This window comes from Thauera sp. WH-2, from assembly GCF_048321015.1.
GTDB lineage: Bacteria > Pseudomonadota > Gammaproteobacteria > Burkholderiales > Rhodocyclaceae > Thauera.
In genome coordinates this window covers 310437-330814 of record NZ_JBLWFG010000002.1, presented here as the reverse complement: position 1 = coordinate 330814, position 20378 = coordinate 310437, and the positions used below count along the sequence as shown (strand labels likewise).

The following is a 20378-nucleotide window of genomic DNA, read 5'->3' as shown; positions in this document are numbered from 1 at the left end:
GATGGCACGTTCTATCAAGAAAGGCCCGTTCATCGACGCGCACCTGCTCAAGAAGGTCGACGCGGCACGGACGAGCAACGACAAGCGCCCGATCAAGACCTGGTCGCGTCGCTCCACGATTCTGCCCGATTTCATCGGTCTGACAATCGCGGTGCACAACGGCAAGCAGCACATTCCCGTGTTCGTGACCGAGAACATGGTCGGACACAAGCTCGGCGAATTCGCGCTCACGCGTACCTTCAAGGGTCACGCCGCCAGCAAGAAAGCCAAGCGTTAAGGGGGCGACATGGAAACCAAAGCAATTCTCCGTGGCGTTCGCCTGTCGGCCCAGAAGGGTCGCCTGGTGGCCGACCTGGTTCGGGGCAAACGCGTCGATCAGGCGCTCAACACGCTGGCCTTCTCGCCCAAGAAGGGCGCGAAGATCATTCGCAAGGTGCTCGAGTCGGCAATCGCGAATGCCGAGCACAACGACGGCGCCGATATCGACACGCTGAAGGTCAAGGCCATTCACGTGGAAGAGGGCATGACGCTCAAGCGCTTCACTGCGCGTGCGAAGGGTCGCGGCAACCGCATCCTCAAGCCCACCTGCCACGTCTACGTGACCGTTGGCGAGTAAGGAGTAAACATGGGTCAGAAAATCCATCCCACTGGCTTCCGCCTCGCCGTCACGCGTGACTGGGGTTCGCGCTGGTTTGCTTCCAGCAAGGACTTCTCGGGCATGCTGCACGAGGACCTGAAGGTTCGCGAGTACCTCAAGAAGCGCCTCGCGCACGCATCGCTCGGCCGCGTGCTGATCGAGCGGCCGGCCAAGAATGCCCGCATTACGCTGTTCAGCGCGCGTCCGGGCGTCGTGATCGGCAAGAAGGGCGAAGACATCGAGGCACTCAAGCGCGATCTGCAGAAGATCGTAGGCGTTCCGGTTCACGTGAATATCGAGGAAGTGCGCAAGCCCGAACTCGACGCGAAGCTCATCGCTGATTCGATCGCCCAGCAACTCGAGAAGCGCATCATGTTCCGCCGCGCAATGAAGCGGGCCATGCAGAACGCGATGCGCTTGGGTGCACAGGGCATCAAGATCATGAGCTCCGGTCGCCTGAATGGCGCCGAGATCGCGCGTACCGAGTGGTATCGTGAAGGCCGTGTTCCGCTGCACACCCTGCGCGCGAATATCGATTATGGCGTCTCCGAAGCGCAGACCACCTACGGCATCATTGGCATCAAGGTGTGGGTGTTCAAGGGTGAGATGCTGGGTCGCAACGAGCAGCCCGTCGCCGCCGAGCCGGAAGTGGATAACCGCCGTGGCCGCCGTGGCGCGCCGCGTGACGGCGAAGGTCGTCCGGGTCGTCGTCCCGCTCGTCGTGGCGAAGGCCGGCAAGAAGAAAGCAGGAGTGAATGATGCTGCAGCCGACTAGAAGGAAGTACCGTAAGGAGCAGAAGGGCCGCAACACCGGTGTCGCTACCCGCGGCGCCAAGGTGTCCTTCGGCGAGTACGGGCTGAAGGCCGTTGGCCGCGGTCGTCTGACCGCGCGTCAAATCGAGTCGGCCCGTCGTGCGATGACGCGTCATATCAAGCGTGGTGGTCGCATCTGGATTCGCATCTTCCCGGACAAGCCGATCTCGAAGAAGCCGGCCGAAGTCCGGATGGGTAACGGTAAGGGTAACCCCGAGTACTGGGTCGCCGAGATCCAGCCGGGCAAGGTGCTCTATGAAATGGACGGCGTGGCCGAAGAGCTCGCTCGTGAGGCTTTCCGGCTCGCTGCCGCCAAGCTTCCGATCGAGACCGTGTTCGTTACCCGTCAGATTGGGGGTTGAACATGAACGCTACTGAACTCCGCGCCAAGAGCGCAGATGAGTTGAACAAGGAGCTCCTCGAGCTGCTCAAGGCGCAGTTTTCGCTGCGCATGCAGCACGCTACGCAGCAGCTGGGCAATACGAGTCAGATTGGTAAGGTTCGTCGCGATATCGCGCGCGTGCGTACCATTCTGCGCGAAAAGGCGGGTCAGCAATGAGCGAACAGGTTGAGAAGGTTCGCCGCGCGCTGGTTGGGCGTGTGGTGAGCGACAAGATGCAGAAGACGGTGACCGTTCTTGTCGAGCGTCGGGTGAAGCACCCGCTGTACGGCAAGATCATCACCCGTTCGGCAAAGTACCACGCTCACGTGGAAGACGGCATTGCCGCGCAGGGCGACCTCGTCGAGATCGAGGAGTGCCGCCCGATCTCGCGCACCAAGACCTGGCGGGTGGCCAAGGTGCTCGAGAAGGCTCGTATCATCTGAATTGAGTTACTGGCAGGTCGCAAGAAAAACAGCTTGGCGCGCACGCGCCAGGCTGTTATACTTTTGCCTCTTTGCTCCGGGGCTCGCTCGGGGCATCCTACCCTGACGGGTTCCAAGACTGTCCGCAGATGCGGGATAAGTTGGAGATATTTTCATGATTCAAATGCAGTCCAGGCTGGACGTGGCCGATAACTCCGGCGCACGCTCGGTGATGTGCATCAAGGTCCTGGGTGGTTCGAAGCGTCGCTATGCCGGCGTGGGCGACATCATCAAGGTTACCGTGAAGGATGCTGCGCCGCGTGGTCGCGCCAAGAAGGGTGACGTCTACAACGCGGTCGTGGTTCGCACTGCCAAGGGCGTTCGTCGTCCTGACGGCTCGCTGATCAAGTTCGACAACAATGCGGCCGTGCTTCTGAACAACAAGCTTGAGCCGATCGGCACCCGTATCTTTGGGCCGGTCACGCGCGAGCTGCGCACCGAGCGGTTCATGAAGATCGTCTCGCTGGCGCCCGAAGTGCTCTGAGGAGTCGATAGATGAACAAGATCCGCAAGGGTGACGAAGTAATGGTGCTGACGGGCAAGGATCGTGGCCGTCGTGGCACTGTGCTGCGCCGCGTCGATGACGAGCGCGTCGTGGTCGAGGGTGTGAATCGGGTGAAGAAACACGTGCGCCCGAATCCGCTGAAAGGTGAAGTGGGTGGCATCGTCGAGAAGGAGATGCCCATCCATGTGTCGAACGTCGCGCTGTTCAATCCCGCCACCCAGAAGGGTGATCGAGTCGGGATCAAGACGCTTGAAGATGGCCGCAAGGTTCGTTTCTTCAAGTCGAACGGCGAGCTGGTGAACGCCTAAGGAGTGACGATGGCTCGCTTGCAACAGGTTTACAAGGATGAGGTCGCGCCTGCGCTGAGGCAGCAGTTCGGCTACAAGTCCGTGATGGAAGTTCCTCGCATCACCAAGATCACCCTCAATATGGGTGTCGGTGAGGCGGTTGGCGACAAGAAGATTCTCGAGAACGCCATTGGCGACATGACCAAGATCGCCGGTCAGAAGCCAGTGTCCACCAAAGCTCGCAAGTCGATCGCCGGTTTCAAGATTCGCGACGGTTATCCGATTGGCTGCATGGTGACCCTGCGTGGGCCGCGCATGTTCGAATTCCTCGATCGTCTGATCACGATTGCCCTGCCGCGCGTCCGTGACTTCCGCGGTATCGCGTCGAAGGGTTTTGATGGTCGCGGCAATTACAACCTCGGTGTCAAGGAACAGATCATTTTTCCTGAGATCGAGTACGACAAGATCGATGCGCTGCGCGGGATGAACATCAGCATCACGACGACGGCCAAGAACGACGAGGAGGCTCGTGCTCTCCTCGCCGCGTTCAAGTTCCCGTTCAAGAATTGAGGGTGATATGGCGAAACTCGCTCTGATCAACCGCGAAGCGAAGCGCGCGCAGCTGGTGGAAAAATTCGCTGCCAAGCGTGCCGCCCTGGTCGCGACGATCAAGGACACCAGTCTGTCCGAAGAAGAACGCATGGCCGCCCGTCTGGCCCTGCAGCAACTGCCGCGCAACGCGAATCCGACCCGTCAGCGCAATCGTTGTGCGCTCACCGGGCGCCCGCGTGGCGTGTTCCGCAAGTTCGGTCTGTGCCGTAACAAGCTGCGTGAAATTGCTTTCCGTGGTGAAGTTCCTGGTATGACCAAGGCGAGCTGGTAAGGAGAAATCGAAGATGAGTATGTCCGATCCGATCGCCGACATGCTGACGCGCATCCGCAACGGCCAGCAGGCCCAGAAGGCCTCGGTGTCGATGCCTTCGTCGAAGCTGAAGGTTGCGATCGCCAAAGTTCTGCATGACGAAGGTTACATCGATGGTTTCGCGGTGCGCGAAGAGGGCGGCAAGCCTTCGCTCGACGTTACGCTCAAGTATTACGCCGGGCGCCCGGTCATTGAGCGTCTCGAGCGTGTGAGCCGTCCTGGGCTGCGCATCTACAAGGGTAGCGATGACCTGCCGCGCGTGATGAACGGCCTTGGCGTCGCCATTGTTTCCACGCCGCGTGGCGTGATGACCGACCGCTCCGCACGCGCTGGCCGCGTGGGTGGCGAGGTCATCTGCCTGGTCGCGTAAGGGGGATACGATGTCTCGTGTAGCCAAGAATCCGGTGGCGATCCCGCAGGGCGTGGAAGTTATGATTTCCGACGCTGAGATCGCAGTGAAAGGTCCGCTCGGCTCGCTGCGCCAGGCGCTGACGGGTGCCGTGCAGGTTGCGCGCGAAGGCGATGCGATCGTGTGCAAGGCGCGCGACGGTGTTGCCAATGCGCGCGCCATGTCTGGCACCGTGCGTGCGTTGGTGAACAATATGGTTACCGGCGTGAGTAAGGGTTTCGAGCGCAAGCTGACCCTGGTGGGCGTCGGTTATCGTGCGCAAGCGCAGGGTGACAAGCTCAATCTGTCACTCGGCTTCTCTCACCCGGTCGTGCATCAGATGCCCGAAGGTGTGAAGGTCGAGACGCCGACTCAGACCGAGATCCTGATCAAAGGGGTCGACAAGCAGAAGGTCGGCCAGGTCGCTGCCGAGGTGCGGGCCTACCGCGCTCCCGAGCCCTACAAGGGCAAGGGCGTCCGTTATTCGGACGAAGTGGTGGTGCTCAAGGAAACCAAGAAGAAGTAAGGCGGTTCGTCATGAACAAGAAAGAAACTCGTCTCCGTCGCGCGCGCAAAACTCGCGCCAAGATTGCGGAGCTCAAGGCGGTTCGCCTGACGGTGTTCCGGTCCAACTGCCATATCTACGCTCAGGTCATCTCCGGCTGCGGAGCGCGCGTTCTCGCCGCTGCATCGACCGTCGAAGCCGATGTGCGCGCCAAGGTCGCCAATGGCGGCAACAAGGCGGCCGCGGAGGTGGTGGGCAAGCTCATCGCCGAGCGTGCAAAAGCAGCCGGTGTGGAGCAGGTCTCCTTCGACCGCTCGGGCTTCCTGTATCACGGCCGCGTGAAGGCGCTGGCCGAGGCCGCCCGTGAAGGCGGTCTCAAGTTCTAAGCGAGGAATCGTATGGCCAAGCAGCAAACCAAACGTGCGCAAGCCTCCGACGAGCGCGATGACGGCCTGAAGGAAAAAATGGTCGCGATCAATCGCGTGACCAAGGTCGTAAAGGGCGGTCGTATCCTCGGCTTCGCGGCACTGACCGTCGTCGGTGACGGTGACGGCGCGATCGGCATGGGCAAGGGGAAGTCCCGCGAAGTTCCGGTGGCGGTGCAGAAGGCGATGGACGAAGCGCGTCGCAAGATGCGTAAGGTCTCGCTCAAGAACGGGACCTTGCAGCATACGGTGATCGGCAAACACGGCGCGGCTTCCGTGCTGATGCAGCCGGCTCCCGCTGGTACCGGCATCATCGCCGGCGGTCCGATGCGCGCCGTGTTCGAAGTCATGGGTGTGACCGATGTGATTTGCAAGTGCATCGGCTCTGCCAATCCGTACAACGTCGTCCGTGCCACCATCAATGGCCTGATGGCGATCAACACCCCGGCGGAGATCGCTGCCAAGCGCGGCAAGTCCGTCGAAGAGATCCTGGGGTAAGAGATGTCGGACAAGAAAATCAGGGTGACGCTCGTGAAGAGCGTGATCGGTACCAAGCAGTCCCATCGTGCCACTGTGCGCGGGCTGGGTCTGCGCCGGCTCAACCACACGGTCGAGCTGGCGGATACCCCGGAAGTCCGGGGCATGGTCAACAAGGTGTCCTACCTGCTGAAGTGTGAGGGTTGAAATGCGCCTGAATACCATCAAGCCCGGTGAAGGCTCCAAGAAAGTTGCGCGCCGTGTCGGTCGCGGAATGGGCAGCGGCTTGGGCAAGACCTGCGGCCGCGGCCACAAGGGTCAGAAATCCCGCGCCGGCGGGTTCCACAAGGTCGGCTTCGAGGGCGGTCAGATGCCGCTGCAACGCCGGCTGCCGAAGCGCGGTTTCGTTTCGCTGACGCGGGCTCGCAATGTCGAGGTGCGCCTGTCCGAACTGGACAAGCTCCCGGTAGACGAGATCGATCTGCTGACGCTCAAGCAGGCGGGCGTCATCGCCGCCGATGCTCTGTCGGCCAAGGTCGTCGTTTCGGGTTCCATAAGCCGCAAGGTGATCCTGCGCGGCGTGGGTGCGACTGCGGGTGCCAAGGCGGCGATCGAAGCTGCCGGCGGTTCCGTGGCGGCCGAGTAAGAAAAGGGCATACGCTGTGGCGAATCCTGCTGCCACGCTGGGAAGCGCGGGGAAATTCGGCGATCTCAAGCGCCGGTTGATGTTCCTCATGGGCGCGTTGATCGTGTATCGGATCGGCGCGCACATTCCGGTGCCTGGTATCGACCCGCAGGGGCTGGCAGAGTTGTTCCAGTCCCAGCAGGGTGGAATCCTTGGCGTGTTCAACCTGTTTTCGGGTGGCGCGCTGTCTCGCTTCACCATCTTCGCGCTGGGCATCATGCCCTACATCTCCGCGTCCATCATCATGCAGTTGATGACCGTGGCGGTGCCTTCTCTGGAAGCGTTGAAGAAGGAAGGGGAGGCGGGTAGACGCAAGATCACGCAGTACACGCGGTACGGCACCTTGCTGCTGGCGTTGGCGCAGTCGCTGGGTATCGCGATCGCGCTCGAAGGGCAGCCTGGTCTGGTGCTCGAGCCGGGGGTCATGTTCCGATTCGTGACCGTCGCGACGCTGGTGACCGGTACGATGTTCCTGATGTGGCTGGGTGAGCAGATCACCGAGCGTGGCATCGGTAATGGCATCTCGATCATCATCTTCGCCGGCATCATAGCGGGCTTGCCGAGTGCGATTGGCGGTTTGTTCGAGTTGGTTCGGACAGGATCGATGCACCCCTTTACGGCGCTCTTCATCTGCATTCTCGTGGTGCTGGTGACGGCCTTTGTGGTTTTCGTGGAGCGTGGGCAGCGGAAGATCCTGGTGAATTACGCCAAACGGCAGGTCGGCAACAAGGTGTATGGGGGGCAAAGTTCCCACCTTCCCCTGAAGCTGAACATGTCTGGCGTGATTCCGCCGATCTTCGCGTCGAGCATCATTCTGTTCCCTGCCACGCTGGGGCAGTGGTTTGGTTCGTCGGAGGGGATGTACTGGCTGCGAGACATCGCTTCCACGCTCTCTCCGGGTCAGCCCATCTACGTGATGCTCTATGCGCTGGCGATTATTTTCTTCTGCTTCTTCTACACGGCGCTGGTCTTCAATGCGCGTGAGACGGCAGACAACCTGAAGAAGAGCGGGGCCTTTGTTCCCGGGATTCGTCCTGGCGATCAGACCGCGCGCTACATTGACAAGATTCTCATGCGGCTGACGCTGGCCGGTGCGGTGTACATCACGCTGGTTTGCCTTCTGCCGGAGTTCCTGATCCTGAAGTGGAACGTGCCGTTCTATTTCGGTGGCACTTCGCTGCTGATCATCGTGGTGGTTACGATGGACTTCATGGCTCAGGTCCAGGCATTCGTGATGTCGCACCAGTACGAGAGTCTGCTGAAGAAAGCGAACTTCAAGGGGGCGGGTATCCCCGGAAGGTGAGCCATGGCGAAGGAAGATGTAATCGAGATGCAGGGAGAGGTGACCGAGAACCTCCCCAATGCAACGTTCCGCGTCAGGCTTGAAAACGGTCACATGGTGCTCGGCCATATCTCCGGGAAGATGCGGATGCACTACATCCGCATCCTCCCCGGGGACAAGGTGACCGTACAGCTCACCCCCTACGACCTGACCAAGGGCCGGATCGTTTTCCGGACCAAGTGAAGATTAGAGAAACAGGAGCAACATCATGAGAGTGCAGGCATCGGTCAAGCGGCTCTGCCGCAACTGCAAGATTATCCGCCGCAAGGGTGTGGTTCGCGTCATTTGCAGCGATCCGCGGCACAAGCAACGCCAGGGTTGATCTACTCAACGCCAGGCATTAGAATTTAACGTTTTTCGTTTCGGGGTATACGGATGGCCCGTATTGCTGGGGTTAATATTCCCAATCACAAGCATGCCGAGATCGCGCTGACCGCCATCTATGGGATCGGCCGTTCGCGTGCTCAGAGAATTTGCGACGCCGCAGGCATCGTGCGTTCGGTCAAGGTCAAGGATCTGACCGAGTCGGACATGGAAAAGCTGCGTGACGAAGTCGGTCGTTTCGTCGTCGAAGGCGACCTGCGTCGTGAAGTCACCATGAACATCAAGCGCCTGATGGACCTGGGCTGCTACCGCGGCGTGCGTCATCGCCGTGGGCTGCCGCTTCGTGGCCAGCGCACCCGCACCAATGCCCGTACCCGCAAGGGTCCGCGCAAGCCGATCGCCGGCAAGAAGTAATAGGAACCGATAATGGCTAAGACTGGAACGAAGGTTCGCAAGAAGGTCAAAAAGAACGTTGCCGAAGGCATCGCTCACGTTCACGCGAGCTTCAACAACACCATCATCACCATCACCGATCGTCAGGGTAACGCTCTGTCGTGGGCGACTTCGGGCGGTGCGGGCTTCAAGGGCTCGCGCAAGAGCACGCCGTTCGCCGCTCAGGTCGCTGCCGAAGCGGCTGGCAAGGCTGCCCAGGAATGTGGCATCAAGAACCTGGAAGTGCGCATCAAGGGCCCCGGTCCTGGGCGCGAGTCCTCGGTTCGTGCGCTCAATGCGCTGGGGATCAAGATTTCCAGCATCACGGACATCACCCCCATCCCGCATAACGGCTGCCGTCCGCCGAAGAAGCGTCGTATCTGACAAGGAGTTGATAAGTGGCTCGTAATCTCGATCCTAAGTGCCGTCAGTGCCGTCGCGAAGGCGAAAAGCTGTTCCTGAAGGGCGAAAAGTGTTTCACCGACAAGTGCGCCATCGAGCGCCGTGCGTATGCCCCTGGCCAGCACGGTCAGCGTTCCGGGCAGCGTCTGTCCGGTTATGGCGTGCAGTTGCGTGAGAAGCAGAAGATTCGCCGCATTTACGGTGTGCTGGAGCGCCAGTTCCGCAAGGTGTACGCCGAAGCGGACCGTCGCCGTGGTCAGACAGGTGAAAACCTGCTTCAGTTGCTGGAAGGTCGGCTGGACTCCGTCGCCTACCGCATGGGTTTCGGCGCCTCGCGCGCTGAAGCACGACAAGTGGTCCGTCACAACGGCGTGCTGGTCAATGGCAAGCGCGTGAATATCCCGTCGTACGTTGTTCGCCCGGGCGATGTTGTCGAACTGACCGAAGGTGCGCGCGGTCACCTGCGCGTCAAGGCCGCCCTCGAGGCTGCCGAGTCGCGTGGTTTCCCCGAGTGGCTCCAAGTCGACACCAAGGCCGGCAAGGGTGTCTTCAAAGCCTACCCGGTGCGCACTGAACTGCCTGCAACGATCAACGAGAGCCTGGTGGTGGAACTGTACTCCCGTTGATCGGGAGTCTGATCCTCTTCTAGTTCCGAGGAAATGCTGATGCAAAGCAATGCACTGCTGAAACCGCGCATCATCGACGTCCAGAGCACCTCGCCTGTCCAGGCGCGGGTGACGATGGAGCCGTTCGAGCGCGGGTTCGGTCATACGCTGGGGAATGCGCTGCGGCGCATCCTCCTGTCGTCGCTCCCGGGGCACGCTGCCACGGAAGTCACGATCGAAGGGGTGCTGCACGAGTACTCCACGCTTGACGGCGTGCGCGAAGACATCGTCGACCTGCTGCTGAACCTGAAGGGTGTGGTATTCAAGCTCAACGGGCGCAGCGAAGTCACCGTGCGACTCGCCAAATCCGGCGAGGGCTTGGTGACGGCGGCCGACATCGAACTCGGTCACGACGTCGAGATCATCAACCCCGATCATGTGATCGCGCATCTGGCCCCCGGTGGCAAGATGGACATGCAGATCAGGGTCGAGGAAGGACGCGGGTACGTACCGGGTAATGCGCGCCCCCAGAGCGCTGAGAGCAAGCAGATCGGCCGTATCGTTCTCGATGCGTCGTTCGGCCCTGTGCGCCGTGTCAGCTACCTGGTAGAAAGCGCTCGTGTCGAGCAGCGTACCGACCTCGATCGTCTGATCATCGATATCGAGACCAACGGTGCGGTTGATCCGGAAGAGGCGATCCGCTACGCGGCGCGCGTGCTGATGGATCAGCTTTCGGTGTTCGCCGACCTCGAAGGCACTCAGCCCGAGCGGGTCGAGGCCCCGTCGCAGACGATCGATCCCGTTTTGCTGCGCCCGGTCGATGACCTCGAGCTCACGGTGCGTTCTGCGAACTGCCTGAAGGCCGAGAACATCTACTACATCGGTGATCTGATCCAGCGCACCGAGACCGAGTTGCTGAAAACCCCGAACCTGGGTCGGAAGTCGCTCAACGAGATCAAGGAAGTGTTGGCCTCTCGCGGGCTGACGCTTGGCATGAAACTGGAAAACTGGCCGCCGGCCGGGCTTGAGAAGCTCGGTTGAGTCGCCGGGCAAGTGAGGAATTGAAATGCGTCACCGTAATGGTCTTCGCAAGCTGAATCGTACCAGCAGCCACCGCCAGGCGATGTTCCGCAACATGGCCAATTCGCTGCTGCGTCACGAAGCGATCAAGACGACCCTGCCGAAGGCGAAGGAACTTCGCCGTGTGGTCGAGCCGATGATCACGCTGGGCAAGAAGCCCAGCGTTGCCAACCGCCGTCTGGCGTTCGACCGTCTGCGCGACCGTGATATGGTCGTGAAGCTTTTCGACGAACTGGGTCCGCGCTTTGCCAGCCGTAACGGTGGCTATCTGCGTATTCTGAAGTGCGGCTTCCGCGATGGCGACAACGCGCCGATGGCGTATGTCGAATTGCTCGACCGACCTGAAGGTGAGGCGGTTGAAGCTGAAGAAAGCGAAGCCGCCTGAGTTATCGGCGAGCGAACGAAAGAACCGGGCAACGCCCGGTTTTTTTTCGCCCGCGCGGCATCGTTCCGCGCAAACATGTGCGGTGTACGGGCAGGCTGGAGGCGTTGCAATGGTGGAGGGTTGGAACGAATGGGCGTGACGCTGGTGACCGGGGGCGCGGGCTACATCGGTTCGCATACGTGTGTTGAGCTACTGCAGGCGGGGCGTGACGTCGTCGTGGTGGATGATCTGTCCAACGCTTCCATGACGGCGGTTGCGCGTATGCAGGAGCTGGGAGGTCGCGCGCTTGCCGGCTTCGTTCGTGCGGATGTGAGGGACCGTGCCGCGCTGGAGCATATTTTCGCGCAGCATCCGGTCGAGGCGGTGATCCACTTCGCCGCGCGCAAGGCGGTTGGTGAGTCGGTCGCTCAGCCGCTCGCCTATTACGACAACAACCTGCACGGCCTGATCAGCGTGCTTGAGGTGATGGAGATTGCCGGTTGCCGGCGCATGGTGTTCAGCTCGTCGGCCACGGTATATGGGGACCCTGCGTCCGTCCCCATCCGGGAGGATTTTCCGACTTCTGCAACCAATCCCTACGGCTGGACGAAGCTGATGGGCGAGCAGATCCTGCGTGACGTGGCACAAGCGGAAGCGGGCTGGAATATTGTGCTGTTGCGATACTTCAACCCGGTCGGTGCGCATGTGAGCGGGCGCATCGGGGAGGATCCGGATGGTCTGCCGAACAACCTGATGCCTTTCGTGAGTCAGGTTGCGGGCGGGCGACTGCCGCGACTGCGCGTGTTCGGCAACGATTATCCGACACGCGACGGCACGGGCGTGCGCGATTACATTCATGTGGTCGATCTTGCGCTGGGCCATTTACGTGCGCTCGAGCGGATTGAACGGCTGCCTGGCGTGAGCACGCTGAATCTTGGAACCGGGCGCGGCTACAGCGTGCTGGAGATGGTGCGCGCCTTCGAAGCCGCCAGTGGGCGCGCAGTCCCCTACGACATCGTCGAGCGCCGACCGGGAGACATCGCTGCGTGCTGGGCGGATCCCGCCCGCGCAGAAGAAGTGCTTGGCTGGCGCGCCGAGCGCGATTTGCAGGCCATGTGCGAGGACGCATGGCGCTGGCAGTGCCTCAATCCGCGCGGTTACGCCGGGGGGTGAGGCCCTGGTCAGGAGAGCATGCGACGCAGGTAGCGGCCCGTATGACTCTCGGGGTGTTCGGCAATCTGCTCGGGGGTTCCGCAGCATACCAGCGTGCCGCCACGGTCGCCGCCCTCTGGGCCCAGGTCGAGGACCCAGTCGGCCGTTTTGATTACGTCCAGGTTGTGCTCGATGACGATGATGGTGTTGCCGTGGTCGCGCAGGCGGTGCAGAACCTTCAGCAGCAGTTCGATGTCCTGGAAGTGCAGCCCGGTGGTCGGCTCGTCGAGGATGTACAGGGTTCGGCCCGTGTCGCGCTTGGAGAGTTCGAGGGCGAGCTTGATGCGCTGAGCCTCGCCACCTGAGAGAGTCGTCGCGCTCTGCCCCAGGCGGATGTAGCCGAGGCCGACGTCGGTCAGGGTTTCGAGCTTGCGTGCGACTGCGGGTACCGGTGCGAAGAAGGCGAGCGCCTCCTCCACCGTCATCTCCAGCACCTCGCGGATGTTGCGGCCCTTGTATCGGATTTCTAGCGTCTCGCGGTTGTAGCGCGTGCCATGGCAGACATCGCACGGGACGTACAGGTCGGGCAGGAAATGCATCTCGACCTTGACCAGACCGTCGCCCTGGCAGGCCTCGCAGCGCCCGCCGCGCACGTTGAATGAGAAGCGCCCGGGACCGTAGCCGCGCGCCCGCGCCTCGGGCACGCCGGCGAATAGCTCGCGGATCGGCGTCAGCAGCCCCGTGTAGGTGGCGGGGTTGGAGCGCGGTGTGCGGCCGATTGGGGACTGGTCAACGTCGATGACCTTGTCGAAGGCTTCCAGCCCTTCGATCGCGGCGTACGGCGCAGGGTCATTCGCGCTGCGGTTGAGCTGGTGCGCAGCGGCAGTGGCGAGCGTGTCGTTGATCAAGGTGGACTTGCCGGAGCCCGAAACGCCGGTGATGCAGGTCAGCAATCCAACCGGCAGGCTCGCGTCGACGGCCTTGAGGTTGTTGCCCGTGGCGCCCGCGATCCGGACCATGCGCGCCGGATCAGGCGCGGTGCGGCGCCCGGGCGGCACGATCGTGCGCCTTCCGGCAAGATAGTCGCCGGTGAGGGAGTCCGGATTGGCAATCACCTCGGCAGGCGTGCCGTGTGCAACGATCTGGCCGCCATGCTCGCCTGCCCCGGGGCCCATGTCCACCACGTAGTCCGCGCTGCGGATCGCATCCTCGTCGTGCTCGACCACGATCACCGTGTTGCCCATGTCGCGCAAGCGGGCGAGGGTGTCAAGCAGGCGGTCGTTGTCACGCTGATGCAGGCCAATCGACGGTTCGTCGAGCACGTACATCACGCCCGTCAGCCCGGAGCCGATCTGGCTTGCCAGGCGGATGCGCTGCGCTTCGCCGCCCGAGAGCGTATCGGCTGCGCGGTCGAGCGCCAGGTAGTCGAGCCCCACGTCGATGAGGAAGCGCAGGCGTGCGGTGATCTCGCTCACGATCCTTTCGGCGATGTGTGCGCGTGCGCCTTCCAGCGCGAGCTGGGCGAAGAACGCATGCGCTGCCCCAAGCGGCATCGCGGCGACCTCGTGCAGGGGGTGGCCGCCGATCAGCACGTGGCGTGCCTCGCTGCGCAGGCGGCTGCCGTGACAGGCCGGGCAGCGCTGGGTGGCACGGTATTTCGACAACTCCTCGCGCACGGCCTGCGAATCGGTTTCGCGCAGGCGCCGCTCGAGGTTGGGCAGGATGCCCTCGAAGGGGTGCTCCTTGAGCACCATCCTGCCGTTGTCCGCCATGTAGCGGAAAGCGATCTTTGTCCGCCCGGAGCCGGAAAGCACCACCTCGCGCAGGTCTTCCGGCAGTGCCCGCCACGGCGTCTCGATATCGAAGCCGTAGTGCGAGGCCAGGCTTGCCAGCAACTGGAAGTAGAACTGGTTGCGCCGGTCCCAGCCGCGGATCGCGCCCGATGCGAGCGACAGCTCAGGGTGTGCAACCACCCGCACGGGATCGAAGAACTCCACCTGGCCCAGCCCGTCGCACCTGGGGCATGCGCCGGCAGGATTGTTGAAAGAGAACAGCCGTGGCTCCAGTTCAGCAAGTGAGAAGCTGCACACAGGGCAGGCGAAGCGAGCCGAGAACAGGTGCTCGCGGCCGCTTTCCATCTCCACCGCGATCGCCCGCCCGTCGGCATGCGTGAGCGCGGTCTCGAAGGACTCGGCGAGCCGGCTGCGCAGATCGGGGCGCAGCTTCACGCGATCGATCACCACCGCCACGTCGTGCCGTCGGCCCTTCTCCAGGGGCTGCATGGCGTCGAGTTCCATCACTTCGCCATCCACCCGTACGCGCACGAAGCCCTGCGCGCGCAACTCTGCGAACAGATCGCTCTGCTCACCCTTGCGGCCGCTCACGACCGGGGCGAGGATCATCAGCTTCGTCTCGGCGGGCAGTGCGAGCACGTGGTCGACCATCTGCGCCACACTCTGCGCTTCCAGCGCGTGCTGCGGATGGTCGGGGCAGTGTGGTGTGCCTGCGCGTGCATACAGCAGGCGGAGGTAATCGTGGATCTCGGTGACCGTTCCGACCGTAGAACGTGGATTATGGCTGGTGGCCTTCTGCTCGATCGAGATCGCGGGCGACAATCCTTCGATCAGGTCCACATCCGGCTTCTCCATGAGTTGGAGGAACTGGCGCGCGTACGCGGAAAGAGACTCGACGTAGCGGCGCTGGCCCTCCGCATACAGGGTATCGAAGGCGAGCGAGGACTTCCCCGAGCCCGACAGGCCTGTGATCACGGTCAGGCGGTTCCGGGGAAGGTCGATGCTGATGTTTTTCAGGTTGTGGGTGCGGGCGCCGCGGATGCGGATCTCGTCCATGACGGGTTCGAGGCGTGGGAAACGGCAGACTATACGCCCTCGTAACGGCGGCGGCGCAATCGCATCAGTCGTTTGCGGGGTGTTAGAATCCCGCTCTTTGATCGAGCCGGTATCCAGTATGTCCGTTCCCGCACGCGATCCGATGACGCGCGAAGAACGCCGCGCCGGCATGAGCCTGGCGGCTATCTTCGCGCTGCGCATGCTCGGCCTGTTCCTGATCCTCCCCGTGTTCGCCGCTCATGCCGAGCAGATCCCAGGGGGAGACGACCTGATGCTCGTCGGCCTGGCCATCGGCGCCTACGGGCTCACTCAAGCCTTCCTGCAGATCGCCTACGGCGCCGCCTCCGACCGCTTCGGGCGTAAGCCGGTGATCGTGTTCGGCCTCGTGCTCTTCGTCGTCGGCAGCGTCGTTGCAGCAATCGCTGATGACATCTGGATGATCATCGTGGGGCGGGTGGTGCAGGGCGCGGGTGCAATTTCCGCGGCCGTCACCGCGTTGGCTGCGGACCTTACGCGCGACCAGCATCGCACCAAGGTCATGGCAATGATCGGCTCCTCCATCGGCCTCGTGTTCGCACTCTCCATGGTGGTCGCGCCGCTGCTCTATGCGGTAATCGGCATGTCCGGCATCTTCTGGCTCACCGCGGTGCTCGCCGTAGGCGCCATCGGCGTGCTGCTCAAGGTGGTGCCCGAGGCGCCCCCCGTTCCGCGCGCCACGGGCCGGATCGTCGACGTCTTGCGTGACGGCCAGCTGATGCGGCTCAACTTCGGTGTGTTCGCGCTGCACCTGATCCAGACCACGATGTGGGTACTGGTCCCCTCGGCGCTGGTCGCCAGCGGCGGCCTGCCGGTGCCCGAGCACTGGAAGGTCTACCTCCCGGCGGTGCTGCTATCCTTTGTCGTCATGGTGCCTGCGGTGATCCTCGCCGAGCGCCACGACAAGATGAAGCCGGTCTTCAATGCAGCCATCGCGTTGCTTGTGATCGTTCAGTTCGGGCTCTGGCTTTTTGGGGATGCGCTGATACCATTGGCATTGCTGCTGACCCTCTTCTTCATCGCCTTCAACGTGCTCGAGGCCACGCAGCCGTCGTGGATCTCGCGTATCGCCGCCCCGGGCGCGAAGGGGACTGCGCTCGGGGTCTACAACACACTGCAGTCGCTCGGCCTGTTCCTGGGCGGCGCGCTCGGCGGCTGGCTGGGTCAGACCTTCGGGACCGGCGTGGTAAGCCTGTTCTGCGTCATGCTCGGGCTTGCATGGCTGGCGCTGTCGACCTCGATGAATCCGCCGCCCCTGCGTACCGCGCCGGCGCCTGCCGGGCGCTGAACGGGGCGGTACACCATGCAAGGGCGGCGCCCATACGCTGCCCGTTCACGTTTCCAAAGGAGAACCGGATGGCATCCCTGAACAAAGTCATCCTGATCGGCAACCTCGGCGCTGATCCGGAAAACCGCTTCGCCCCCTCCGGCGACGCGATCTGCAACATCCGTCTGGCCACTACCGAGACCTGGCGCGACAAGAATACTGGCGAGCGCCGTGAGGCTACCGAATGGCACCGCGTGTCCTTCTACGGCAAGCTGGCCGAAATCGCCGGGCAGTATCTGCGCAAGGGCAGCCAGGTTTACATCGAGGGTAGCCTGCGTACGCGCAAGTGGCAGGACCAGAGCGGTCAGGACCGCTACACCACCGAAATCCGTGCCGACGAGATGAAGATGCTCGGCGGGCGCCGCGAGGGCGGCGATGCATCCATGCGTGGCAACGATGCGGGCTGGGATGCTCCCGCCGCTGCGCCGCGCAGCAGCCCCGCGCCCGCACAACGTCCGCAGTCCCAGCAGCCTGCGCAGTCCTCCGGTGGGTTCGGCGATTTCGACGACGACATTCCCTTCTGACACCGTTTGGCCGCCGTGCCTGGCGCGTTGCGCCGGGCCGAGGCACGTATTGAAACCGGGACAATCGACCCCAGATCGATGCCTGGAGGAGGGGTGATGAAAAATCTGATCGACTATCAGGACGGCGTCTTCGCCTTCGACTCGGCCTACGGCCGGCCACAGCTTTGCGCAATTCACCTTGTGGTGCAGGACGGCCGCGCGGCGGTCGTCGATACCGGCAGCAATGCATCGGTACCTCATGTGCTCGCGGCGCTGGCATCACTCGGCATCGCGCCCGAGGCCGTGGACTGGGTGATCCTCACCCACATCCACCTCGATCACGCAGGCGGCGCCGGGAGCCTGATGTGCGCCCTGCCGCGGGCGAAGCTGCTGGTCCACCCGCGCGGTGTGCGCCACATGGCGGACCCGACCCGGCTGTGGGAAGGCACCTCTGCCGTATATGGCGCGGAGCGCGCGTTCGAACTCTACGGCCAGCTGGTTCCGGTACCCGCCGAGCGCATCGTCGCGGCGACCGATGGACTCGAGGTGCAACTCGGTAGCCGCATGCTGCGCGTGTTCGACACGCCCGGCCACGCTCGCCACCATATCTGCGTGTGGGATTCGGTCGCACGCGCCTTCTTCACCGGCGACACCTTTGGCCTGTCCTATCGCGAGCTCGACACCGATGGCCGCGCCTTCGTGGTGCCGACGACGACGCCCACCCAGTTCGATCCTGCCGCGATGCATGCCTCCATCGACCGCATGCTCGCCATGTCGCCCACGGCGATGTACCTGACCCATTTCAGCCGCGTCACCGACGTCGAGCGCCTCGGTGCGGACCTGCACCGCCTCATCGATACCATGGTCGCGGTCGCGCAGGCCGCACGCGGTGAGGGGGTTGCCCGCCACGTCGAGATCCTCGCCGGTCTCGAGCAGGTCATGCGCGAGGAGGCGGCGCGCCAGAAATGGGCGCTGAGCGAGGACGATACGCTCGAACTGCTGCGCATGGACCTGGAGCTCAACGCACAAGGCCTCGGCGTCTGGCTCGACAGTCTGCGCGCCGTCGAAGCGGTCAACGCCTGAGCCCGCGCTTCATGCAGTCCGATGTCGACCGCGCGCGACGCTTCGGCGGCCTCGACCGCCTGTATGGCGCCGGCGCCGCGGAGGCGCTCGGCAAGGCGCACGCCTGCGTGATCGGCATCGGCGGCGTGGGCTCTTGGGTGGTCGAAGCGCTGGCACGCAGCGGGGTGGGGCGGTTGACCCTGATCGACCTCGACCACGTTGCCGAATCCAACATCAATCGCCAGGCGCATGCGCTTGAAGATACGCTTGGCATGGCCAAGGTCGATGCAATGTCCGCCCGCATCGCCGGCATCAACCCGCACTGCGAGGTGATCACGGTCGAGGACTTCGTCACCCCCGAGAATGCAGCCGGGCTGCTTTCAGGCTTCGACGTGGTCATCGATGCCATCGACAACGTACGGGCGAAGGTGGCGCTTGCCGCGGCGAGCCGTGAGCGCGGCATTCCGCTGATCATGGCGGGTGGGGCGGGCGGCAAGCTGGACCCGGCGCGCATCATGGTGGATGACCTCTCGCGTACGGTCCAGGATCCCTTGCTGTCCAAGGTGCGCGCGCGCCTGCGCAAGGAACACGGTTTCACACGCGACCCGAAGAGGAAATTCGGTATCGAGGCGGTGTTCTCGACCGAACCCTTGCGCTTTCCTGCGGTCCAGCCCTGCGATGCCGGCGCGGGGCGGGCCGCACCACAGGGTCTCGCTTGCGCAGGCTATGGTTCGAGCATGGCCGTCACGGCCAGTGTCGGCCTGCTCTGTGCTGCACGGGCGCTGGAGCACCTGCTTCGCGCTGGAGTTCGCCGTGTCGCGTCCGCCGACATTCCTACGGAGATTGCCTCATGACCGCAGCACCCCGATCCCAATCTGCCATCGTCCTGTTCGGACATGGTGCACGCGACCCGGAATGGGCCGGACCCATGCGCCGCATCCGCGATACGGTGCTGGCGCGTCCCGATGCGCCGCGTACCGAGCTGGCGTTCCTCGAGTTCATGACCCCGACCCTGCCCGAGGCCATCGCCGCGCTTGCTGCTGACGGTGTGCGGCAAATCGCGGTCGTGCCCATGTTTCTCGCCCAAGGCGGTCACCTCAAGCGCGATCTGCCGATCCTGCTCGACGAGGCCCGTGCTGCTCATCCGGAGTGCGAGATCAGCCTCGCCACTGCGGCCGGCGAGGCCGAGCCGGTTGTCGTCGCGATGGCCGATTACGCCGCCAGCTGCCTGAACTGACCGAGGTGCTGAACTGACCGAGGTGCTTGACCGGCGCGTGTATAAGAATATACTTATGCACATGAAACCCGTCATGCTCCCCGTTCTTGCGCGCGCGCCCGGCCTTCTTCTGCTGGCCGCGGCGATCGCCAGCTTCAGCCTTCCCGCGCGCGCGGAGGTGCCCACCGTACGCATTCAGGCGCAGATGGTTGCACCCTCTATCGCTGCGGAGGCCACGATCGAGGCGGTGCGTCAGTCGACCCTCGCGGCGCAAATGCCTGGCCGCATTCTCGAACTCGGCGTAGATGCCGGCGATCGCGTCGAGCGCGGGCAGGTGCTGGTCCGCATCGATCCCGCCGAGGCGGCTGCAGCGGTCGCCGCTGCCGAAGCTGGCATCGCGCAGGCGCAGACCGTGCTCGGCAACGCGCGCCTTGAGTACGAGCGTGCGCGCAAGCTGGTCGCGCAGAAATTCCTCAGCCAGTCGGCGCTCGATGGCGCGCGGACGCAGTACGAAGCCGCTGAAGCGCAGCTGGGCGCTGCCCGCGCACAGCGTGCGCAGGCAGGCACCGTCCAGGGCTACGCTACGGTGACATCGCCGCTCACCGGCCTGGTTGCCGTACGCCACATCGAAGCCGGTGAAATGGCCCAGCCCGGCCGCAGCCTGCTCACCGTGTACGACCCTGCGCAGATGCGTGCAGTGGCCGACCTCGCGCCACAGCGCCTCGCCGAGCTCGGCGGTGGCACGCTGCGCGCCAGTGTGGAGCTGCCCGCCAGCGGGCGCACGATCGAAGCCGCTTCCGTCACCGTGCTCCCCACGGCCGACGCCCGCACCCACACCGTGCGCGTTCGCGTCGACCTCCCCGCGGGCCTCGCGGACGTGTTGCCGGGCAGCTTCGCACGGGTGCGCTTACATGGTGAGGCGGCGCCGGCCCGAGCGGCCCAACCGGTGGTGATTCCTGCCGTTTCCGTGCTTCGTCGGGGCGAGCTCACCGCAGTTTACGTGGCCGATGGCCATGGCGGTTTCGGGCTGCGTCAGATCCGCCTCGGCCGTACCCAACAGGGCGGTGATGCGGTGGAGGTGCTCTCCGGCCTTAGGGGGGACGAAACCCTCGCCCTAGACCCGGTGCAGGCCGGCATTCAGGCCCGCGCCGGCTCGGCTGCGCGCTGAATCCGGAG

Annotated in this window: 32 protein-coding genes; 31 read left to right on the top strand and 1 reads right to left on the bottom strand. The window is 63.5% G+C overall.

The window, feature by feature from the left end:
* Nucleotide 1 precedes the first annotated feature (1 nt).
* The 25 genes from rpsS (at nt 2) to galE (ending at nt 12230) form a co-directional block, all read left to right on the top strand.
* Nucleotides 2–277 (top strand): 30S ribosomal protein S19, encoded by a 276-nt coding sequence (rpsS, locus tag ACNKW1_RS05815; protein WP_004258198.1) that lies wholly within the window; start codon nt 2–4, stop codon nt 275–277.
* A 9-nt stretch (nt 278–286) separates the two neighbouring features.
* Nucleotides 287–616, top strand: coding sequence for a 50S ribosomal protein L22 (gene rplV, locus ACNKW1_RS05810; protein WP_418363641.1), 330 nt, complete (start codon nt 287–289; stop codon nt 614–616).
* Nucleotides 617–625: 9 nt separating this feature from the next.
* Nucleotides 626–1396, top strand: coding sequence for a 30S ribosomal protein S3 (gene rpsC, locus ACNKW1_RS05805; protein WP_418363640.1), 771 nt, complete (start codon nt 626–628; stop codon nt 1394–1396).
* Nucleotides 1396–1812 (top strand): 50S ribosomal protein L16, encoded by a 417-nt coding sequence (gene rplP, locus ACNKW1_RS05800; protein ID WP_002931592.1) that lies wholly within the window; start codon nt 1396–1398, stop codon nt 1810–1812. The genes rpsC and rplP overlap by 1 nt, the downstream gene beginning before the upstream one ends.
* Nucleotides 1813–1814: 2 nt before the next feature.
* Nucleotides 1815–2009, top strand: coding sequence for a 50S ribosomal protein L29 (gene rpmC, locus ACNKW1_RS05795; RefSeq protein ID WP_418363639.1), 195 nt, complete (start codon nt 1815–1817; stop codon nt 2007–2009).
* Nucleotides 2006–2275 (top strand): 30S ribosomal protein S17, encoded by a 270-nt coding sequence (gene rpsQ, locus ACNKW1_RS05790; protein ID WP_281050845.1) that lies wholly within the window; start codon nt 2006–2008, stop codon nt 2273–2275. Before rpmC ends, rpsQ begins: the two co-directional genes overlap by 4 nt.
* A 154-nt stretch (nt 2276–2429) precedes the next feature.
* Nucleotides 2430–2798 (top strand): 50S ribosomal protein L14, encoded by a 369-nt coding sequence (gene rplN / locus ACNKW1_RS05785; RefSeq protein WP_418363638.1) that lies wholly within the window; start codon nt 2430–2432, stop codon nt 2796–2798.
* 11 nt (nt 2799–2809) lie between these two features.
* Nucleotides 2810–3127 (top strand): 50S ribosomal protein L24, encoded by a 318-nt coding sequence (gene rplX / locus ACNKW1_RS05780; protein WP_418363637.1) that lies wholly within the window; start codon nt 2810–2812, stop codon nt 3125–3127.
* A 9-nt stretch (nt 3128–3136) separates the two neighbouring features.
* Complete coding sequence (gene rplE, locus ACNKW1_RS05775; protein WP_418363785.1) at nt 3137–3676, top strand: 50S ribosomal protein L5; 540 nt, start codon at nt 3137–3139, stop codon at nt 3674–3676.
* Nucleotides 3677–3683: 7 nt separating this feature from the next.
* Nucleotides 3684–3989 (top strand): 30S ribosomal protein S14, encoded by a 306-nt coding sequence (gene rpsN / locus ACNKW1_RS05770; protein WP_418363636.1) that lies wholly within the window; start codon nt 3684–3686, stop codon nt 3987–3989.
* Between the two features lie 13 nt (nt 3990–4002).
* The gene (gene rpsH / locus ACNKW1_RS05765) at nt 4003–4398 is read left to right on the top strand and encodes a 30S ribosomal protein S8 (RefSeq protein WP_418363635.1); all 396 of its coding nucleotides are present in this window, start codon (nt 4003–4005) and stop codon (nt 4396–4398) included.
* Between the two features lie 10 nt (nt 4399–4408).
* A complete protein-coding gene (gene rplF / locus ACNKW1_RS05760; RefSeq protein ID WP_418363634.1) occupies nt 4409–4942 on the top strand; it encodes a 50S ribosomal protein L6 in 534 nt (177 codons plus the stop codon).
* A gap of 11 nt (nt 4943–4953) precedes the next feature.
* The gene (gene rplR, locus ACNKW1_RS05755; protein ID WP_418363633.1) at nt 4954–5307 is read left to right on the top strand and encodes a 50S ribosomal protein L18; all 354 of its coding nucleotides are present in this window, start codon (nt 4954–4956) and stop codon (nt 5305–5307) included.
* 12 nt (nt 5308–5319) lie between these two features.
* Complete coding sequence (gene rpsE, locus ACNKW1_RS05750; RefSeq protein ID WP_324537969.1) at nt 5320–5844, top strand: 30S ribosomal protein S5; 525 nt, start codon at nt 5320–5322, stop codon at nt 5842–5844.
* Between the two features lie 3 nt (nt 5845–5847).
* Nucleotides 5848–6030 carry a 50S ribosomal protein L30 gene (gene rpmD / locus ACNKW1_RS05745; protein WP_418363632.1) on the top strand — a complete coding sequence of 61 codons (183 nt, stop codon included), beginning with the start codon at nt 5848–5850 and terminating at the stop codon, nt 6028–6030.
* Nucleotide 6031: 1 nt separating this feature from the next.
* Nucleotides 6032–6469, top strand: coding sequence for a 50S ribosomal protein L15 (rplO, locus tag ACNKW1_RS05740; protein ID WP_418363631.1), 438 nt, complete (start codon nt 6032–6034; stop codon nt 6467–6469).
* Nucleotides 6470–6548: 79 nt separating this feature from the next.
* Entirely contained in the window at nt 6549–7811 is a 1263-nt protein-coding gene (gene secY / locus ACNKW1_RS05735) for a preprotein translocase subunit SecY (RefSeq protein WP_418363784.1), read from the top strand.
* Nucleotides 7812–7814: 3 nt separating this feature from the next.
* On the top strand, nt 7815–8033 hold the full coding sequence (gene infA / locus ACNKW1_RS05730; protein WP_002931617.1) for a translation initiation factor IF-1: 219 nt from the start codon (nt 7815–7817) through the stop codon (nt 8031–8033).
* Nucleotides 8034–8058: 25 nt separating this feature from the next.
* Nucleotides 8059–8172 (top strand): 50S ribosomal protein L36, encoded by a 114-nt coding sequence (gene rpmJ / locus ACNKW1_RS05725; RefSeq protein WP_002931619.1) that lies wholly within the window; start codon nt 8059–8061, stop codon nt 8170–8172.
* A 53-nt stretch (nt 8173–8225) separates the two neighbouring features.
* Nucleotides 8226–8588, top strand: a complete 363-nt coding sequence (rpsM, locus tag ACNKW1_RS05720; RefSeq protein WP_418363630.1) for a 30S ribosomal protein S13 — start codon at nt 8226–8228, stop codon at nt 8586–8588.
* A gap of 12 nt (nt 8589–8600) precedes the next feature.
* Entirely contained in the window at nt 8601–8990 is a 390-nt protein-coding gene (gene rpsK / locus ACNKW1_RS05715; RefSeq protein WP_418363629.1) for a 30S ribosomal protein S11, read from the top strand.
* Nucleotides 8991–9004: 14 nt separating this feature from the next.
* Nucleotides 9005–9634, top strand: coding sequence for a 30S ribosomal protein S4 (gene rpsD, locus ACNKW1_RS05710; protein ID WP_418363628.1), 630 nt, complete (start codon nt 9005–9007; stop codon nt 9632–9634).
* 33 nt (nt 9635–9667) lie between these two features.
* Nucleotides 9668–10654: a DNA-directed RNA polymerase subunit alpha gene (locus tag ACNKW1_RS05705; RefSeq protein WP_418363627.1), complete on the top strand. Its 987-nt coding sequence runs from the start codon at nt 9668–9670 to the stop codon at nt 10652–10654.
* A 25-nt stretch (nt 10655–10679) separates the two neighbouring features.
* A complete protein-coding gene (gene rplQ / locus ACNKW1_RS05700) occupies nt 10680–11078 on the top strand; it encodes a 50S ribosomal protein L17 (protein ID WP_418363626.1) in 399 nt (132 codons plus the stop codon).
* A 129-nt stretch (nt 11079–11207) separates the two neighbouring features.
* A complete protein-coding gene (gene galE / locus ACNKW1_RS05695; protein WP_418363625.1) occupies nt 11208–12230 on the top strand; it encodes a UDP-glucose 4-epimerase GalE in 1023 nt (340 codons plus the stop codon).
* 8 nt (nt 12231–12238) lie between these two features.
* Here galE and uvrA read toward each other — a convergent pair whose 3' ends face one another.
* Complete coding sequence (gene uvrA, locus ACNKW1_RS05690; RefSeq protein WP_418363624.1) at nt 12239–15058, bottom strand: excinuclease ABC subunit UvrA; 2820 nt, start codon at nt 15056–15058, stop codon at nt 12239–12241.
* Nucleotides 15059–15176: 118 nt separating this feature from the next.
* On the opposite strand from uvrA, the gene ACNKW1_RS05685 reads away from it, so the two are divergent.
* From ACNKW1_RS05685 to ACNKW1_RS05660, 6 genes are all read left to right on the top strand, one after another.
* A complete protein-coding gene (locus ACNKW1_RS05685) occupies nt 15177–16382 on the top strand; it encodes an MFS transporter (RefSeq protein ID WP_418363623.1) in 1206 nt (401 codons plus the stop codon).
* Nucleotides 16383–16450: 68 nt separating this feature from the next.
* On the top strand, nt 16451–16945 hold the full coding sequence (ssb, locus tag ACNKW1_RS05680; protein ID WP_418363622.1) for a single-stranded DNA-binding protein: 495 nt from the start codon (nt 16451–16453) through the stop codon (nt 16943–16945).
* 96 nt (nt 16946–17041) lie between these two features.
* The gene (locus ACNKW1_RS05675; RefSeq protein ID WP_418363621.1) at nt 17042–18007 is read left to right on the top strand and encodes an MBL fold metallo-hydrolase; all 966 of its coding nucleotides are present in this window, start codon (nt 17042–17044) and stop codon (nt 18005–18007) included.
* 11 nt (nt 18008–18018) lie between these two features.
* Nucleotides 18019–18840, top strand: a complete 822-nt coding sequence (locus tag ACNKW1_RS05670; RefSeq protein ID WP_418363620.1) for a ThiF family adenylyltransferase — start codon at nt 18019–18021, stop codon at nt 18838–18840.
* The gene (locus ACNKW1_RS05665; RefSeq protein WP_418363619.1) at nt 18837–19223 is read left to right on the top strand and encodes a sirohydrochlorin chelatase; all 387 of its coding nucleotides are present in this window, start codon (nt 18837–18839) and stop codon (nt 19221–19223) included. The genes ACNKW1_RS05670 and ACNKW1_RS05665 overlap by 4 nt, the downstream gene beginning before the upstream one ends.
* A 61-nt stretch (nt 19224–19284) precedes the next feature.
* Nucleotides 19285–20370 carry an efflux RND transporter periplasmic adaptor subunit gene (locus ACNKW1_RS05660; protein WP_418363783.1) on the top strand — a complete coding sequence of 362 codons (1086 nt, stop codon included), beginning with the start codon at nt 19285–19287 and terminating at the stop codon, nt 20368–20370.
* Nucleotides 20371–20378 lie beyond the last annotated feature (8 nt).